Raw genomic sequence first — 15,121 nt, forward strand, 5'->3', positions numbered from 1 at the left:
TGCTTTGACCCCCTGCGTTCGGCTTAACCTATCAAAGTCATTCATTAAAATTCGTTAACATCGTGTAAGGACCAAGCGACTGTGAGCAAAATTACCAAAAGTAGCACAGCTGAATATTTTGCTAAGAACCTCCAGCAGGTGGGTTTTTCATCTCCTTTGAAGGCCGTTTTGACGACCTTGAAAGAATCCGTGGATAACTCTCTGGATGCGTGTGAGTCTGCCGGCATTCTGCCTGATCTACTGGTTGAGATCTCCAAAGTGGGAGCAGGCTCAACTAAAAATACTGATTTAATTCGCATCGTTGTCGAAGATAACGGCCCTGGTATCGAAGGTGAAGACCTTGCCAAGGTTTACGGTGAATATCTGGCGTCTTCCAAATTTGGTCGTGGTCAGTGTTCTCGTGGTCAACAAGGTATCGGTATCTCTGCTGCGACCACTTGGGCGCAGATGACCAATGCCCGTGGTGTCAGTGTTGTTTCCAAAACCAAAAAAATGCGTAAAGCGATTTCCGCGCAAGTGGATGTCGACATCAAATCCAACACCGGTGTTCTGAAAAACAAAGAAACACTGGATTGGGACCGTGAACACGGCACCCGCGTTGAATTCGTTCTGGATGGACGTATTCAACTGAATGGTGACGGCGGTCTTTTGACTTACATTGAGGGCACCATCCTGGTGAATCCTCACATGACCATCACGTACAAGCTGACGGACGCGGACTTTGTGACTGTGACTCGCGTAAGCACGGAAGTGCCAAGAGTTCCGGAAGCATCTTTGCCCCATCCTCATACCTTCAAACTGGGTGAGTTCATCACGCATTCCACTTTGTTCGGTAAAACGACGCTGTCCAAGTTTTTAAAAACGGGTTTCTCCCGTATTTCTGATCAGTCCATTTCTGATTTCGTGAAAAAAGGCCTGCCAAAGGGTCTGCTTGAGAAGTCTTTGACTGCTTTGAGTGAAGAAGACTTCAAAAAAGTCTTCCAGGCTGTGCAAAACACAGACTTGATGGCTCCAAGCACGAAGTCTGTTCTGACCGTGGGTGAAGAGGCGTTGTCCAAATCCATCACTCGTCTGGGTGAAATCGACTTCTTCGCGGTTGTGACCCGTAAACCAACCATTTGTGACTTCAAACCGGTCGTGGTGGAAGTGGCATTGGCGCGTTTCAAAGACCGCAATCAGCAAAATGATTCCCCGGTGACTTTGCTTCGTTTTGCCAACCGTGTTCCGCTGCAATTTGATAAATCCGGTTGCGCGATCACATGGGCGATTGAATCTGTGAATTGGAAAGCCTATGGCCTGGGTCAGCCAAAAGACTCTTTGCCACTGGGGCCGTACATCTTCGCGGTTTCCATTGTGTCTCCGTTCATCAAGTTTAAAAATGCCTCCAAGGAAACGATCGACGCTTCCGAGGAACTGGTTGCTGAAATCCGTCTGGCATTGATCCAAGCCGGTCAAAAGCTGTCCCGTCACATCAAGAAAGAAGTGAAGGAAGCGGACCTTGAAAGAAAACTGGCGCACATCGAGCAGTTCGGTCCAATCCTGGTTGAAGGTTTGGCAAGAATCATCAAGGCACCAGAATCCCGTAAGAAAAAAGCCGAAGAAGGTCTGAAGAAACTTCTGGGCCGTGATTCCGAAGACGCGATGGCGGATCTGGAAGCAGCGGAATCCAAACTTCTTGAGCAGAAGAAACGCGACAAGAAAAAAGGCATCGCTCACGGTGACGAAGAAGAATTCGATGTGATTTCTTCCAGTGACCTGGTGGAAGAGGCTTCCGAGGAACCGCAGGGGACTAAAAAATCCACTGTGAAAACCACCACCAAAAAGACTGTAACCACTAAGAAAACCACTGGGAAAAAAGCGTAATGGCAAAACTACTCAGCATTCGCGATTTGAAAATTGATATTCCTAAAGAGGCCCGCATTCTTGCGGACAAGATGCTGAAAGACCTTGAGTCTTCCAAGCGTCCGGTTCTTGAAGCGGTGAAAACTTCTTTGGACAACTCTTTGTACAACGCCAAAGTGGGTTATCTGACTCCGGGTGATAAAGTTGTCCGTACCGAGCTGAACGTTTCTTCCGTACAAAAACTGGCGCGTGTGGTGTTCCTGTTGGAAATGCTTCTGCGCAATCTTGAAACCGGCACCGTGAATACGAAGCGTGAGCTTTATTACATGTGTAAAGGCGAGATCAAAGGCAACCCTCGTTTGAAACCTTTGGATTTCGACGATCAGCCTGAATCCGATGCGATCATCGACTTTATCGGTGATATGCTGGAAGTATACCGTGAAGAATTGAACGTTTTTGCCAATGACCGCGGTGGGCAGACTTATTCTCAGCAGCTGGTTGTGACTGAAACTTTGGCAGACGGGGAACGGGCCGTGATCGACCTTTCCACTTTGGGAACGTCACCGTTCCAGCCAAAGAACAAACCTCAGGCATTGAAGCTGAAGGCGAAAAAGAAAATCGACTTCTGTCTGATCGTAGAGTCTGAAGGTACCGCGAATACGCTGGTCACCATGGGCTTCACCAAGCGTAACAACTGTATTGTGATGGGTGCTCAAGGGGTTCCATCCAACGGTGTTCGTGGTTGGGCTAAACTGATCCAGGAAGAATTGGACGTTCCAATGTACTTCTTCGGGGATCTCGATGCGTACACCATGCAGAATATCTATCGTACTTTGAAAGCCGGTTCCGCGGCGTCTTTGATCCGTAATGCCGATTTCTCCGCTCCGAACGTAAAGTTCCTGGGCGTGTTGCCGGAAGACGTGAAAAAATACGATCTGCCTCACTACAAAGTGAAAGAATCCGATCCAGCTGAAGCACGCGCTTTGAAAAAAGCCAAAGACGCTTTGGAAAACGATCCGTTCTTCCTGGATAAAAAGAACAAGAACCTTTCCGATATCCTGCGCTGGTTGATCAAAGAAAAGATTCGTTGCGAGCAACAGTCCTTCTTCTCTGTTGACCCGAAAGATCCAATCAAGACAGAAAAACTGATCCTTGAGAAAATCAAACGCGGATCCTACGTTTAAGAGATTTTTAAAGTTAGAACCACCAAAGCCCCTGTCCTCATGGATGGGGGCTTTTTTTTCGGCGACAGCCCGCTGAAGCCCGCGGAACACTATAAACTCTTCAATTCCTCCAGCTATTTCCGGCATTTAGGCAGTTAGAAAGATGAAACTTCAGAAGGGTTCGGCAAAAGCCCTTTCGAAGTGCGGGGAATTTTGTTAAAAAACCCTCGAATTTTCAAAACGGGAGTTTTTCAATGAAAGCCATCGTATTTGCCTTTGCTGCGTTGTTTGTGTCTGTTGTCGCTCAAGCGGATGTTTTACCTGCAGTTGTTGCCAAGTGTTCCGGTCATCTGAATGACGACACGGCTGTTTCTTTCGTGATTCAGGACACAGCGGTTGTGAATTTGAAGCAAGGTATGCTGGCGACTTTCGATGGTGATTTCGCGGTGAACATGATCTGCAAAAAAGCGGATCGCCCAGAACAAAACATTCCGGATCGTTCGCCGGCTTACTCTTGCGTTGAAAACCGTGCAGGTGACGGCAAGTACATCATCAATCTTGTGTATGGTATCAGCGGTCGTTTGGTGGGTCAGATCCAGCAGGAACAAATCTTCCCATTGAAGCCACAAACCATCGGCTCGATCTTCTGCCGCTAGTCGGCCAGCCTCTTATTGTGGTTAGTTGATCAGAACCAAAGGCGTGCCGCGAATGTCGGCCACCTTTTGTATTTCACGGCGCCCGTTCAGCAGACGACGGGCTTCTTCCAGGGGATTCCAGCCGTGATCCTGTAAATCGCGCAGTAAGATGAAGGCGCGGCCTTGTGGTTTCAAAGCGGCATCAATTCCGCGAATCAAATTTGTAAAATCAGAATCAATAAAGAAGCGACAGCGGTTTTTAAACTCTGATGGCGATAGTTTTCCCTGATTGATGCGGAAGTAAGGCGGATTGCTCAGGATCAGATCATAGCGGGTGCTGAATTCTGGTGTCAGCAGGGACTCATAGTTCTGATTCACGAAATTCACGGAGGGCTGGTTGTCTCCAAACGCAGTCAGATTTTTTTCAAAGTGATCGCGGTAAACATCCTGCACTTCCATGAAATCAAAGCCGCAGGGATAGGCACGGTTTTCTGATTTGCAGTGATACAGAAAATCCAAGCCCACGATCCCGCAGCCTGAACACAGATCTAAAGCCGTCAGGGCGCTTAAATCCTCGTGCAAAAACTCAAACACCTGGCGCGCCAAAAACACCGAATCATGGGAAAAACGGTATTCCTCGGGTTGGGAGTAGTTAAAGGTAAAGTGCGGGTTCAGGGACGTCATCAGGGTTTAGGTTTTAGATTTCCCTCTGCCAAATGTCCATTTTTTCATTTCGCTTTCATTAGCGAAGGATCAAATCTAAATTAATTACATTTGAGCCCATTTTTGGGTCCCTGTATTGAGTTTTCAGGGGCAAGAATCTATAAATTTGCCCTAAGGCCATGTCCAATAAACAATTCTCATTTTCTTTCACTATCAACCGTTCCCTGATCCTGTCGGTGCTTTTGCATGGCGGGCTGTTTGCGTTGGCGGTGGGCATGGCGGCACCCAGCGTGCTTCCTTTGCCCGTAGGGGTAGAGCTTCAGTATGGGGATGGCGGCAGCGTTCAGGCGCCCAAACAAGAACAACAGGTCAAAGTCCCTAAAGCAAAGGCCCCGGTGGTTGCTGATAATTCTGAAGGCCCGGCTGTTAAAACTGAAAAAGTGACGGAGTCCGCTCCGCAACCGGTTCCAAACGGCAAGACCGCGGGTTCTTTGGCGGGAACGTCTGATCAGGGCGCACTGGAAGGCCGTGAAGGGGTTGCCAACGGGATAGAGGTGTCGCCAGAGCAGCGTTACCTTTACGAGATCAAAAAACTGCTGGAGCACCGTAAGCGCTATCCAATGCTGGCAAAAAAAATGGGTCAGACGGGGAAAGTCACCATGCGCTTTACTTTAGCGCAAGATGGTTCACTGCTGACCAGCGAAATCGTTGAAAAGACACCTTATGATTCTTTGAATCAGGCGGCCCTGGATCTGGTCAAAGGCATTCACGGCTTAAAGCCATTCCCGCAGGAAATCCAAAGAGGTTCCTGGTCGATCACAGTTCCTATCGAGTACGTGTTGAACTAAAGAGCACGCCTGCGCTGCGAGAGCTTGCCTCCGCCTTGCGCCGGAGGCATTTAATCCGATTTTAAAGGCAGGGTTATTTGGTGATGCCCTGGAAGTTGCGGCAGAAGTACACGTTGAACGTTCGGGCGTGGATGCCGTTGCGGAACGTCTTCAGCGTTTCTTTGTCGCAACCATCCCACGCGGCCCACTCCATCGGATCGGCCGGATATTTCTCCGTGCTGACGAAGATCGCGTTTTGACCCTTCAGGTTGTTCATTTCTTCCGGTGACTGCATCACAGTATAGTGACTGACGGTAGAGCTTAACATGTACACTTTCTGTTTTGTGCCCCAGGTGGTCTGCGCCGTGTTTTCATAGCGGTGAGCCGCGATGAACGGCTTGCTGCCGCTTTCGGCGTGGATTTCACGCTGGCGACGGTTCACATAACGACCCAGGTCTTCCCAGCCGGTGAATTCGTTACTGAAGTCATAGGTGGTCTGCCATTCGCCATTCGGGTTGAACAGTTTGTACGCTTTTGGAATCCACGGATAAGCAAACGGTGTGTAGCTGATCAATGCCAGCAGCACAAAGAAGGCGCCAATACCCCAGGTGAAGACTTTGCTTCGCGCCTGAACAATTTGGCGACGACCCCACACCAAACCTTGAGACCAGATCGCCCCCGCACCCATCAAAAGCAGGGTGTAGGCCGCGCCACTCCAGTGAGGCTTGTATTCAGCCCACAGAGGCTGTGGATAGAAGATCGCGATGGAAGGCAGGGTCAGACACAGCAGGAATCTCCAGCGTGCCTCGTGGCGTTTAATGAAGGAAGTAATAAACGCCAAAGCAATCATCACGTAAAGGAACGGGGTTGCAAACAGCAGTTGCGCACCAAAGAACACCAACCAGCGGCCGATATCAAATCGCGCACCGGTGTGACGGTCATGGAACTGATACTTGAAGCCCGGCCAGTCATGCAGGTGATTCCACAGGAAGATCGGTGTGGCCAAGGCGGTCGCAATCAGCAAACCCACCCACGGCCAAGGCGTCAAAAGATCTTTGCGGCGGGACGGAGTCGCCAGCAGGTACAAACCAAACCCCGGTGCCAAAAGCGCGATGATGAATTTGGAATTCAGCCCCAGGCCCATCAGGATTCCCAGCCAGATCCAGGTTTTTTTCACACTCCAGGCTTTGCCGTCTTCACGCACGCCCTGCCAGAACACGTAGGATGCCGCCACCCAACAGAACATGAACGGAGGTTCGGGTGATGCGACATAGCCGCCAAAGCCCCAGAACGGGGACCATAGCAAAACAAGGCCGACAAAAATCGCCGCCCAGTCGTCAAACAAGTCACGTGTCAGTTTGTAAAGCAAGATCACGGTGCCGACAAAACACAGGAAGCCCGGCAGGCGCACACCCAGATAGGTGTCACCAAAAGCGCTGGTGGTGATGGCTTCAAGCCATGCAATCATCGCCGGGTGGTCGAAATAGGAAAGCTGGGGCCATTTAGCCCAGGACCAGTGGTAAGCCTCGTCATCGATCAGCCCGATATGAAGCGAGAAAAAAGCCCGGAAAATCAGTGTCAAAATGAACAGGATGGTGACTTTTTGCGAGAGGTTTTGCTGCTTCCAGAATTCACGAATCACAGGGGTGTCCTTGCTGGGGTGTTCGGTCATTTTGTCAAAGCTCTGTCGTAATATCTTGGGGCGTCGGTGGCAACCAAATTCTTGCCTACAAAGCCTCTCGGTGAGACTCTGCGGGGCATGAAATTGACCTTGATCGCTGTGGCCGGGTTGTTTGTGTTTTTGGGGTGCCAAAGTTTCCGTTATCACGACCCCCAGAAACCGCATCGCGGGGAAACCCAGTTTTATAACAACTATGACAATTCTCCGAAAGCCAGCTTCTGGAAGTGGCAGTGGGAACGTCTGACGGGGCCGCACAAGGACGAGCCGCCGTTCAATCCGCCTGTTCTGAAGACGGACACGGATTTTTTGCGTCAGAATAAAAACCAAACCACACTGACCTGGATCGGGCACAGTTCGTTCCTGTTGCAACTTCAAGGAAAAAACATTGTCACCGATCCGGTTTTTTCAGACCGAGTTTCGCCAGTCAGTTTTATGGGTCCGAAGCGTCTGGTGGCGCTGCCGTTTGAACAAAAAGACCTGCCGCCGGTGGATGTGGTGCTGGTGTCTCACAGTCACTATGATCATCTGGATTTAAAAACTTTGCGTGATCTGAACAAGCAGAATCAGGGGAAGACCCTGTTCCTGGTTCCGCTGGGTAATGCCGATCTTTTGAAATCCGAAGGAATTGAAAACGTCAAAGAACTCGACTGGTGGGATCAGTTCACACTGGATGGGTTGACGATCACGTTCACTCCGGCCCAGCATTGGACTCAGCGCAGCCTTTGGGACCGCAATCAAAGCCTGTGGGGCGGCTGGCACGTGCAGTCAGAAAAATTCAAGTTCTTCTATACCGGCGACACTGGGTATTCGAAGGATTTTTCAGATGTGCACACCAAATTTGGTGATGTGGATCTGGCGCTGATCCCGATTGGCGCTTATGAGCCGCGCTGGTTCATGGGGCAGCAGCATGTGGATCCGGATGGAGCAGTTAAAATTCATAAGGATCTTCATTCCCGCCTGAGCATTGGGGTACACTGGGGCACTTTCCGTCTCAGTGACGAACCCATGGCCGAACCTCCTCAAGAGCTGGCAGCGGCAAGGGAACGCGCCGGAGTCGACGCAAGTGGATTCCGAGTGATGATGCACGGTGAAGTTTTGAAATTGGACAATAGAAAATAGACTTGGAGTTTGTGATGGAAAAGTTCCGCGTAGAAAAAGATTTGCTGGGTGAAAAGAAAGTCCCTGCGGAAGCTTATTACGGAATTCATACCGTGCGTGCGATGGAGAACTTTCAGATCTCTGGTGTCCCGGTAGGGGGCAATCAAAGTTTCGTGCGTGGTCTGGCGCTGGTGAAGAAAGCCTGCGCTTTGGCCAATGGTGAACTGGGCACAATCCCGGCGGATGTTTCCAAATCCCTGGTTGAAGCCTGTGACCTTGTTTTGCAAGACCCTAAAAAATGGGGTCAGCAGTTCCCTTCAGACGTGTATCAGGGTGGGGCGGGAACTTCCATCAACATGAATGCGAACGAAGTCATTGCCAATATCGCTCTGGAAAAACGTGGTCTGCAAAAAGGCAACTATGCAGTGATCAATCCAAATGATCACGTCAACAAATGCCAATCCACCAACGATGCTTATCCGACGGCTTTTCGTGTGGCGCTGTATGAACACCTGAATGGCACTTTGGCGGCTTTGGATTCATTGGCTTTGGCTTTCGAGAAAAAAGGCAAAGAATTCCAGGGCGTTTTGAAAATGGGCCGCACGCAGTTGCAGGATGCGGTTCCGATGTCCCTGGGACAGGAATTCAACGCCTTTGCAACGTTGCTGAAGGAAGACGGTCGTCTGACCCGCACAGTTCAGAAATTCATGCTTGAAGTGAACCTGGGTGCGACGGCTATTGGTACGGGTATTAACACGCCTCCGGGTTATGCCTCTTTGGCCGTGCAAAAACTGGCTGAAGTCACGGGCCATTCGTTTGTGCAGTCTGAAGACTACATCGAAGCCACCAGTGACTGTGGAGCTTACATCATCATCTCTGGCGCTTTGAAGCGCACGGCAGTGAAGCTGTCTAAAATCTGCAATGACTTGCGTTTGCTTAGTTCCGGTCCGCGCACGGGCTTGAAGGAAATCAACCTGCCAGAAATGCAGGCGGGATCTTCCATCATGCCGGCCAAAGTAAATCCGGTGATTCCGGAAGTGGTGAATCAGGTCAGCTTTAAAATCATCGGCAATGATCTGGCAATCACGCTGGCCGCGGAAGCAGGACAACTGCAGCTGAACGTGATGGAGCCAGTCATCGCCTCCAGTTTGTTTGAATCATTGGATCTTTTAAGAAATGCCTGTGAAACGCTAGAGCACAAATGTGTGAAGGGCATCACCGCGAATGCAGAACGCTGCCGCGATTACGTGATGAACAGCATCGGTATCGTCACTTATCTGGATCCGATTATTGGTCACGATGAGGGCGATCGCATTGGGAAAATTTGCGCAGAAACCGGTCGCAATGTGGCTGAAGTGGCCTTGGAGCGCGGAGTGGTGACTCAGGCCCAGCTGGATGAGTTGTTTTCAATGGAAAATCTGCTGAATCCGAAATACGTCGGTAAGAAGCACTAACTGCGGCGTCGGAAAAGCACCTGCGGGTTCACCAGCAGGATGCCCACCAGCGCCAGCAGGCAGCCGATGCCCGTGGCTGTCAGGCGAATCATCGGGGTGTGCAAATCACCCCTTTCCAGATTGGGCATGTCCAGAATCAGCAAAAGCATTACGGCCATCACCGCCGAACCCAGCCAGTAGCTGCGGATGATGGACCATGGTCCCCAGAAACTGACCAGAGCCAGAATCAGAATTGCCATCCACAAAGGCGGCTCGGCATAGATGATGACATCAGCCACAACCACACCCACCAATGTTCCCAGGAAACGCTGAATGCTGCGATAAACACTTTGTTTGATTTCCGGGCGCATAATAATCAATACCGTGCCGACGGCCCAGTATCCGTGATCCACCTTCAACACATCCACGGCAATCAAACTCAGCAGGATCGCCAGAGCATAGCCCGTGGCGTACAGATGCCGCGACTTTTCTGTCGTCATGGATTCTTTCAGCGTGGTGCGAAGCCGTGCAAAAGGGTTGGGCTTGTGTCGGCGCAAAAACACCAGGATGGCCAATGAAACAAAAACGCACAGATAACCCAGGAAAGCATAACTTACGATCGGCACAAAATATTTTTGCAGATCACCGGCATAGGCTCCGGCCAGAACCTGAAAGATTGAAAACAACAAGGCCCGTTCAAGCTCTGCCCCTTTGCCTCCGCCCATCAGGCCCAGCCAGTACACCAGACCCAACAGCGTCGGAATGAAAAGAGCGTTGTGTTTGTGAGTCAGTATTCCCAGGGAAAGCCCTGCCGCCATCATCACAAAGGTAAGCGTGATCGTCCACAGACGATGCCCCAAGGTCCCCAGGTGATCATTCAGGGGCAGCAGGAACCCCATCAGCGAACCAAAGATCGCCACGGGCAGTTGTCCCATCATCATGCCGACCACCAGGGGAAAGGCTGTCGCAAAAGCACAAACGAACATGCGAGGCCATGGAGATGGCATCGGCTGAATTCGCAGAACTTCGTCGATATGTTGGCGCAGACTCATGAAACTCAGTATACTACTGCTGAGGTGCCTTATGAAAAAGAAAATCAAACTTGAGCTGGTGGTCGATATTGTTTGTCCATGGTGTTATGTCGGAAAAACAACACTGTTCAAGGCCATGGAGTCTGTCAAAGATGAGTATGACTTTGATGTGAGTGTTCTTCCGTTTCAACTGGATCCTGGCACTCCGGCAGAAGGTGTTTCGCGTGCGGCGTATCTGGCGGCCAAGTTTGGCAATAGCGAACGTTTTCAAATGGCAGAACAAAGAGTCGTTCAAGCAGCGGCGGCAGCAGGCGCGGAACTTCATTTTGATAAAATGCAGGTGCAGATCAACACGATGGACTGCCATCGTCTGATCTGGTGGGCGGGCACCCGAAACAATCAGGTCGCGGTCACCAATGAAATTTACCAGGCTTACTATGCCGAGGCCCTGGATCTGTCTCAGCGTGAAGTTTTGGCAGGTGTGATGGCGCGAGTGGGTTATGACAAGGCTGACGTGTTGACCTTCCTGCAGAGCGATCAGGGTTTCAATGAAGTGGCTGCGCTGATTGATGAAGCGTATGCGCTGGGAATCAGTGGTGTGCCGTTTGTTATTTTAAATCGGGAGGCTGGAATTTCAGGAGCTCAGCCACTCAAGGTGTTTTTGCAGGCCTTTCAACAAGTTTAAGAACCGGGTGTGGGGGAGGCAGTGAAATATGAACTCCCGCAGGTGCCTTCAGATTTAAGAACCATTTTTTGTAAAGGTGATCAAACTGACCGGTGCGTTTGATTTCCTCAAAGGCCGTTTTCCATTTTGTGATCGTCAAAGGTGCAGTCCCCCGCGAAAAGGCAAAGTACAACGAGCTGTGACTTAGTGACAGAACTTTGACGAAGGGGCTGGAGGTGTATCCCGCGCGGCGGAAAAGTTCGGCGACCGCCAGCTTATCATCACAGATGGCATCCATCCGGCCTGTCATCAGCATTTTTACGGCGTTAACCGATGAATTCACCGGAACGATGTTGCGAAAGCCCTCTTGTTCCAGAATATTATGAAAAGCCGTGCCCCGATGAGTGGCGATGCGCAGTTCTTTTTTCAGGGATTGCAGGGTCACTTTGCCAAGGTCATAGGTGCCTCGCATATAAATGGCGATTTCACCGTTGGCAATGGGACCAATCAGCGTGAAAAGTTTTTCGCGTTCGGGATTGCGGACCACCGTGAACAGCAGAACGTCCGGCTGATTCACGGCAAGGTGATAAGCCCGCGGCCAGGGCAGAACTTCAATACTTTGTGTGAGCGACGCTGATTTTTGAATCATGCGCGCCAGATCCACAGCCATGCCTTCGGCGGCACCCGATTTTTCATAGGTAATAGGAGGCCAGTGCTCGGTCACAATTCTTAATGGAATTTGTGAAGACCAGCAGGGCTGCGCCAGTGGCAGCAGTAAAAAAATAATCAAAAAAAACAGCTGCGACATGTGTTAATCTTATCACAGATCAAACATCGGTGGAGGAAGAGCTATATGCCAGTCCTGTCGAATATCAAGTCTGCTCACGTTCCAGTGAAAATCTGGTCCCCGGAATCCGAAGTTGAGTCACAAGCGCTGAAGCAACTTCAGAATGTGGCGTCGTTGCCATTTGTATTCAAACACGTGGCTGCAATGCCTGATGTGCATCTGGGAATTGGAGCCACAGTCGGAAGCGTGATCGCCACCAAGGGCGCGGTGATCCCGGCGGCTGTGGGTGTGGATATTGGTTGCGGTATGATTGCCGCTCGTCTGAATGTGAATCCGGAATTGGTGCTGCATGATCTGGATCGCCTGCGTGCCGGAATTGAACGTGTGATTCCGTTGGGGCATGAATCCAACAAAAAGCTGACCCAGGAAGTGCAAAACTGGAAGGGCTGGAAGAACATGCCTGAGTCCGTTTCATTGTTGCGCTTAAAAGACCGCGCCGCTCACCAACTGGGAAGTCTGGGTGGAGGCAATCACTTTATTGAAATCTGCACCGACGAAGAAGGTGCCGTGTGGGTGATGCTGCATTCCGGTTCCCGCAACGTTGGTAAAAGTCTGGCCGAAGAACACATCCGCGAAGCCAAAGGCGAAATCGCAAAGCTGGCGGTGAAGTTGCCCGATCCGGATCTGGCTTATTACCTTGAAGGAACCACGGAATACGAAAATTACATGCGCGATCTGGAGTGGGCACAAAGTTATGCTCTGGAAAACCGCGAAGAGATGCTTCGCCGGGTGATGGAGGTGATTTCCCATCACGTCGGGAAAAAAGGGGCGCCGCTGCCGTATTCCCTGAAGGTCAATTGTCACCACAACTATGCCACGCGCGAGGTTCATTATGGTGAAGACGTTCTGGTCACCCGCAAAGGGGCCGTGCGCGCAAGGCAAGGGGATCTGGGCATCATTCCCGGTTCGATGGGGGCCCGATCTTACATCGTCAGGGGTAAGGGCAGTGCCGAATCTTTTGATTCCTGTTCGCACGGGGCGGGTCGGCGCATGTCACGCTCGGAAGCCAAACGTCGTTTCAGTCTGGCGGACTTGCAAAAACAAACTGCGGGGGTGGAGTGTCGTAAGGACGCCGGGGTCATTGATGAGATTCCCAGCGCTTACAAGGACATCGACCAGGTGATGAAAAATCAAACGGATCTGGTCGATGTGGTGGCGGTGCTAAAACAGGTGCTGTGCGTGAAAGGCTAGTTGCGTTTCTTGCGGGACTGCTGGCGGTGAGCTTCCTGCCAGTTTTTTCGGTGATGCACTGTCTGATGCTTTTCAATTTTGGTTTCTGGCAAATGTTGTAGATCTGCTTTCAGTTGTGAATGCAGTGGCAGCAAACCGACACCGGACATCAACAGATCCCGGTACTGTTTTCCGAAACCTTCTTCAACGTGATTAATCAAAAGTTTTTCGATTTCCGCGCGAGCCACACCGGCGTCTTCTTCAGAGACGTGTTCCAGTTCGGTCAGGATATCGATATCGGCCATCAGGGAGGTCAGTTCGCGCAGCCACAAGTAGCGTTCTGCGGTCATCAAAACCTGGAACCATTCTGTCGGAGCGGCTTGATAGCCCACTTCGCGGTCGAATTGCTCTTTCAGAGAATTCAATACTTCTTTTTGCAGAGCCCACAGGGCTTGACGGACTTGAAGAGTGGCAGAGTGATGAGCTGATTTGGACATGGGGTAGGGCTCCTGGTTCGCTTTTAAAAGCCGATCCTAGCGTATTTTATCGCCAATGACATCTACTTTTAGCAGCTCTGCAGGAGCCCAATTGGGGTTCTTAAGAAACTAGCGGCAACGTCTCCATTGCAAGTGGTAGATCAGGCCGGAGCTGATGTCGGCGCTGTCCACTGTTGCCAGGGTTTGTTCGCCACGGGCGTTGGATTTAGCCATCATGGATGTGTTGACACGCAAGTTCACGTTGGCTCCGCACGGCGTCCAAACCATAGTGCTGGCAATCAGACCGTCAGAAATAGTGTAACTGTCGTTCACCGGACCCATGAACGTGCGGCTGATTCTTGGACCACGCGCACCAGCCCAGAAGTATTCCGCATCAAAGCGTGACATACCACCACGAGGCACGAAGTTGAATCCACGGTAATCGACCTGGATGACTGCCACGCTGTAACCACTTGGCACTGTCACTGGGACAGAGATGTTACAGGATTTGCGATCCATGGATCGGCCACTGCCGGCTTCCGCCACATAGTTATCAAACAGGATGCTGAGTGCAGAAGCATCCGGACTCACAGTGACACTGGCGCTTCCCGCAGGACAGCCGGTTCCACCGTAGGCTGGTTGACCCAGGCGAATTTCCTGAGCGTTGGCTTGCAGACTCATTGCAGAGATCATCCCCGCGATTGCGATCAATAGTTTACCTTTCATAAATCCCCCTTGTGATTATGACATTGTTAGTTCGTTAATTTGGTTTTGAATTTTAATTATGGGAAACGCGGCGGTCTGCCAGGATTGTTCGGTCGACCCGGTCCCGGATCACGTCCTGGTGGCTGATTGACGCCACCATTACTTGGTCGGCACGTCTTCCAGGCCAGTTGGTATCTTTGTGACTGAACCTGACCGTCGATGCTGTCCAGAGTGATCTGGGCGGTCAGCAGGGACGACAGGTTCAGGTTGCGGGCCATCAGATAAGTAGTGATGTACAATGATTGAATGGAGTTGGCGTTACATGCCGCCCACGGAGCGACACGGCTGTCGACCTGATGACGGATATAGTATGTGTCGTTGTAAGGTCCGCGGAATTCCTGTGCGCGGAAGTTGTAAGTGCCACCATTTTCATAGCCCGGGCGTTCGTTGCGGGGCTTGCTGCCATCGAAAGAATAAAGCGCCTGGTGAGTCACCATCGTGCCGGCTTCGGCGTAAGCAAAGCCGCGATAGTCAGCGGAGGTCACCGCGAAAGTCCATCCCGCAGGCACCTGGAAGTTCACCTTCAGTTCGCAGTTCAGGCGAACGATCGGGCGTTGCATGGTGGATTCAGCGATAAAATTGTCCAGAAGCAAAGAGAACGTCTGCGCATCCGGAGAAATCGTGGCGTTGTAAGTGCCTGCCGGACATCCAGTACCAATTGCCTGAATGCTGTGAATGCGGATGCCTGGTGGCGTTTGGGCCAAGGCTGCCGGTGCAGACATTAATAGAGACATTCCAAGTAATGAAGTGATTCCCCGCCAGATCATAATGTTTCCCCCCAGAAACTGGTGACATCGGTCACCTGGGAATCCATATAGCAAGGGCC

The 15,121-nt window shown here is 51.0% G+C and carries 15 protein-coding genes; 8 read left to right on the forward strand and 7 right to left on the reverse strand.

All coding sequences use genetic code 11. The annotated features are described in order from the left end of the window. Positions 1 to 81: 81 nt before the first annotated feature. From AC04MQ_RS08065 to AC04MQ_RS08075, 3 genes are all read left to right on the forward strand, one after another. Complete coding sequence (locus tag AC04MQ_RS08065; protein ID WP_041577896.1) at positions 82 to 1,863, forward strand: DNA topoisomerase VI subunit B; 1,782 nt, start codon at positions 82 to 84, stop codon at positions 1,861 to 1,863. Next, positions 1,863 to 3,026 carry a DNA topoisomerase IV subunit A gene (locus AC04MQ_RS08070; protein ID WP_015091914.1) on the forward strand — a complete coding sequence of 388 codons (1,164 nt, stop codon included), beginning with the start codon at positions 1,863 to 1,865 and terminating at the stop codon, positions 3,024 to 3,026. The genes AC04MQ_RS08065 and AC04MQ_RS08070 overlap by 1 nt, the downstream gene beginning before the upstream one ends. 233 nt (positions 3,027 to 3,259) lie before the next feature. Next, on the forward strand, positions 3,260 to 3,661 hold the full coding sequence (locus AC04MQ_RS08075; RefSeq protein WP_015091913.1) for a hypothetical protein: 402 nt from the start codon (positions 3,260 to 3,262) through the stop codon (positions 3,659 to 3,661). A gap of 21 nt (positions 3,662 to 3,682) precedes the next feature. Here AC04MQ_RS08075 and AC04MQ_RS08080 read toward each other — a convergent pair whose 3' ends face one another. Beyond that, complete coding sequence (locus AC04MQ_RS08080; protein ID WP_015091912.1) at positions 3,683 to 4,324, reverse strand: O-methyltransferase; 642 nt, start codon at positions 4,322 to 4,324, stop codon at positions 3,683 to 3,685. A 158-nt stretch (positions 4,325 to 4,482) separates the two neighbouring features. Between AC04MQ_RS08080 and AC04MQ_RS08085 the strand changes: the two genes are divergently transcribed. Beyond that, positions 4,483 to 5,151, forward strand: a complete 669-nt coding sequence (locus AC04MQ_RS08085; protein ID WP_015091911.1) for an energy transducer TonB — start codon at positions 4,483 to 4,485, stop codon at positions 5,149 to 5,151. Between the two features lie 73 nt (positions 5,152 to 5,224). Here AC04MQ_RS08085 and AC04MQ_RS08090 read toward each other — a convergent pair whose 3' ends face one another. After that, complete coding sequence (locus tag AC04MQ_RS08090) at positions 5,225 to 6,802, reverse strand: ArnT family glycosyltransferase (RefSeq protein WP_475391801.1); 1,578 nt, start codon at positions 6,800 to 6,802, stop codon at positions 5,225 to 5,227. Between the two features lie 87 nt (positions 6,803 to 6,889). On the opposite strand from AC04MQ_RS08090, the gene AC04MQ_RS08095 reads away from it, so the two are divergent. Further along, complete coding sequence (locus AC04MQ_RS08095) at positions 6,890 to 7,930, forward strand: MBL fold metallo-hydrolase (protein ID WP_015091909.1); 1,041 nt, start codon at positions 6,890 to 6,892, stop codon at positions 7,928 to 7,930. 14 nt (positions 7,931 to 7,944) lie between these two features. Beyond that, positions 7,945 to 9,363, forward strand: a complete 1,419-nt coding sequence (aspA, locus tag AC04MQ_RS08100; protein WP_475391802.1) for an aspartate ammonia-lyase — start codon at positions 7,945 to 7,947, stop codon at positions 9,361 to 9,363. Here the strand turns inward: aspA and AC04MQ_RS08105 are convergent. Beyond that, the gene (locus AC04MQ_RS08105; protein WP_015091907.1) at positions 9,360 to 10,394 is read right to left on the reverse strand and encodes an FUSC family protein; all 1,035 of its coding nucleotides are present in this window, start codon (positions 10,392 to 10,394) and stop codon (positions 9,360 to 9,362) included. The two genes, aspA and AC04MQ_RS08105, sit on opposite strands and share 4 nt — an antisense overlap. Positions 10,395 to 10,425: 31 nt before the next feature. On the opposite strand from AC04MQ_RS08105, the gene AC04MQ_RS08110 reads away from it, so the two are divergent. Next, positions 10,426 to 11,058: a DsbA family oxidoreductase gene (locus tag AC04MQ_RS08110; RefSeq protein ID WP_475391803.1), complete on the forward strand. Its 633-nt coding sequence runs from the start codon at positions 10,426 to 10,428 to the stop codon at positions 11,056 to 11,058. Here the strand turns inward: AC04MQ_RS08110 and AC04MQ_RS08115 are convergent. Beyond that, entirely contained in the window at positions 11,024 to 11,845 is an 822-nt protein-coding gene (locus tag AC04MQ_RS08115; RefSeq protein WP_475391804.1) for a substrate-binding periplasmic protein, read from the reverse strand. The genes AC04MQ_RS08110 and AC04MQ_RS08115 overlap by 35 nt on opposite strands. A 45-nt stretch (positions 11,846 to 11,890) precedes the next feature. Here AC04MQ_RS08115 and AC04MQ_RS08120 point away from each other — a divergent pair, with 45 nt between their 5' ends. Beyond that, complete coding sequence (locus tag AC04MQ_RS08120) at positions 11,891 to 13,075, forward strand: RtcB family protein (RefSeq protein ID WP_015091905.1); 1,185 nt, start codon at positions 11,891 to 11,893, stop codon at positions 13,073 to 13,075. On the opposite strand, the gene AC04MQ_RS08125 is transcribed toward AC04MQ_RS08120, so the two are convergent. From AC04MQ_RS08125 to AC04MQ_RS08135, 3 genes are all read right to left on the reverse strand, one after another. Next, positions 13,072 to 13,551, reverse strand: coding sequence for a hypothetical protein (locus AC04MQ_RS08125; protein WP_015091904.1), 480 nt, complete (start codon positions 13,549 to 13,551; stop codon positions 13,072 to 13,074). The genes AC04MQ_RS08120 and AC04MQ_RS08125 overlap by 4 nt on opposite strands. 108 nt (positions 13,552 to 13,659) lie before the next feature. Continuing rightward, positions 13,660 to 14,256 carry a DUF4360 domain-containing protein gene (locus tag AC04MQ_RS08130; protein WP_015091903.1) on the reverse strand — a complete coding sequence of 199 codons (597 nt, stop codon included), beginning with the start codon at positions 14,254 to 14,256 and terminating at the stop codon, positions 13,660 to 13,662. 56 nt (positions 14,257 to 14,312) lie between these two features. Beyond that, a complete protein-coding gene (locus AC04MQ_RS08135; protein ID WP_475391805.1) occupies positions 14,313 to 15,029 on the reverse strand; it encodes a DUF4360 domain-containing protein in 717 nt (238 codons plus the stop codon). Positions 15,030 to 15,121 lie beyond the last annotated feature (92 nt).

The sequence above is a fragment of the Bdellovibrio sp. MYbb2 genome (assembly GCF_056175685.1).

Excerpts from the sequence above, each read along its gene's own strand:
- AC04MQ_RS08070 (WP_015091914.1), top strand. The coding sequence starts at position 1,863 with ATGGCAAAACTACTCAGCATTCGCGATTTGAAAATTGATATTCCTAAA.
- aspA (WP_475391802.1), top strand. The coding sequence starts at position 7,945 with ATGGAAAAGTTCCGCGTAGAAAAAGATTTGCTGGGTGAAAAGAAAGTC.
- AC04MQ_RS08090 (WP_475391801.1), bottom strand. The coding sequence starts at position 6,802 with ATGACCGAACACCCCAGCAAGGACACCCCTGTGATTCGTGAATTCTGG.
- AC04MQ_RS08115 (WP_475391804.1), bottom strand. The coding sequence starts at position 11,845 with ATGTCGCAGCTGTTTTTTTTGATTATTTTTTTACTGCTGCCACTGGCG.
- AC04MQ_RS08080 (WP_015091912.1), bottom strand. The coding sequence starts at position 4,324 with ATGACGTCCCTGAACCCGCACTTTACCTTTAACTACTCCCAACCCGAG.
- AC04MQ_RS08075 (WP_015091913.1), top strand. The coding sequence starts at position 3,260 with ATGAAAGCCATCGTATTTGCCTTTGCTGCGTTGTTTGTGTCTGTTGTC.
- AC04MQ_RS08120 (WP_015091905.1), top strand. The coding sequence starts at position 11,891 with ATGCCAGTCCTGTCGAATATCAAGTCTGCTCACGTTCCAGTGAAAATC.
- AC04MQ_RS08095 (WP_015091909.1), top strand. The coding sequence starts at position 6,890 with ATGAAATTGACCTTGATCGCTGTGGCCGGGTTGTTTGTGTTTTTGGGG.
- AC04MQ_RS08105 (WP_015091907.1), bottom strand. The coding sequence starts at position 10,394 with ATGAGTCTGCGCCAACATATCGACGAAGTTCTGCGAATTCAGCCGATG.
- AC04MQ_RS08085 (WP_015091911.1), top strand. The coding sequence starts at position 4,483 with ATGTCCAATAAACAATTCTCATTTTCTTTCACTATCAACCGTTCCCTG.
- AC04MQ_RS08130 (WP_015091903.1), bottom strand. The coding sequence starts at position 14,256 with ATGAAAGGTAAACTATTGATCGCAATCGCGGGGATGATCTCTGCAATG.
- AC04MQ_RS08110 (WP_475391803.1), top strand. The coding sequence starts at position 10,426 with ATGAAAAAGAAAATCAAACTTGAGCTGGTGGTCGATATTGTTTGTCCA.
- AC04MQ_RS08135 (WP_475391805.1), bottom strand. The coding sequence starts at position 15,029 with ATGTCTCTATTAATGTCTGCACCGGCAGCCTTGGCCCAAACGCCACCA.
- AC04MQ_RS08125 (WP_015091904.1), bottom strand. The coding sequence starts at position 13,551 with ATGTCCAAATCAGCTCATCACTCTGCCACTCTTCAAGTCCGTCAAGCC.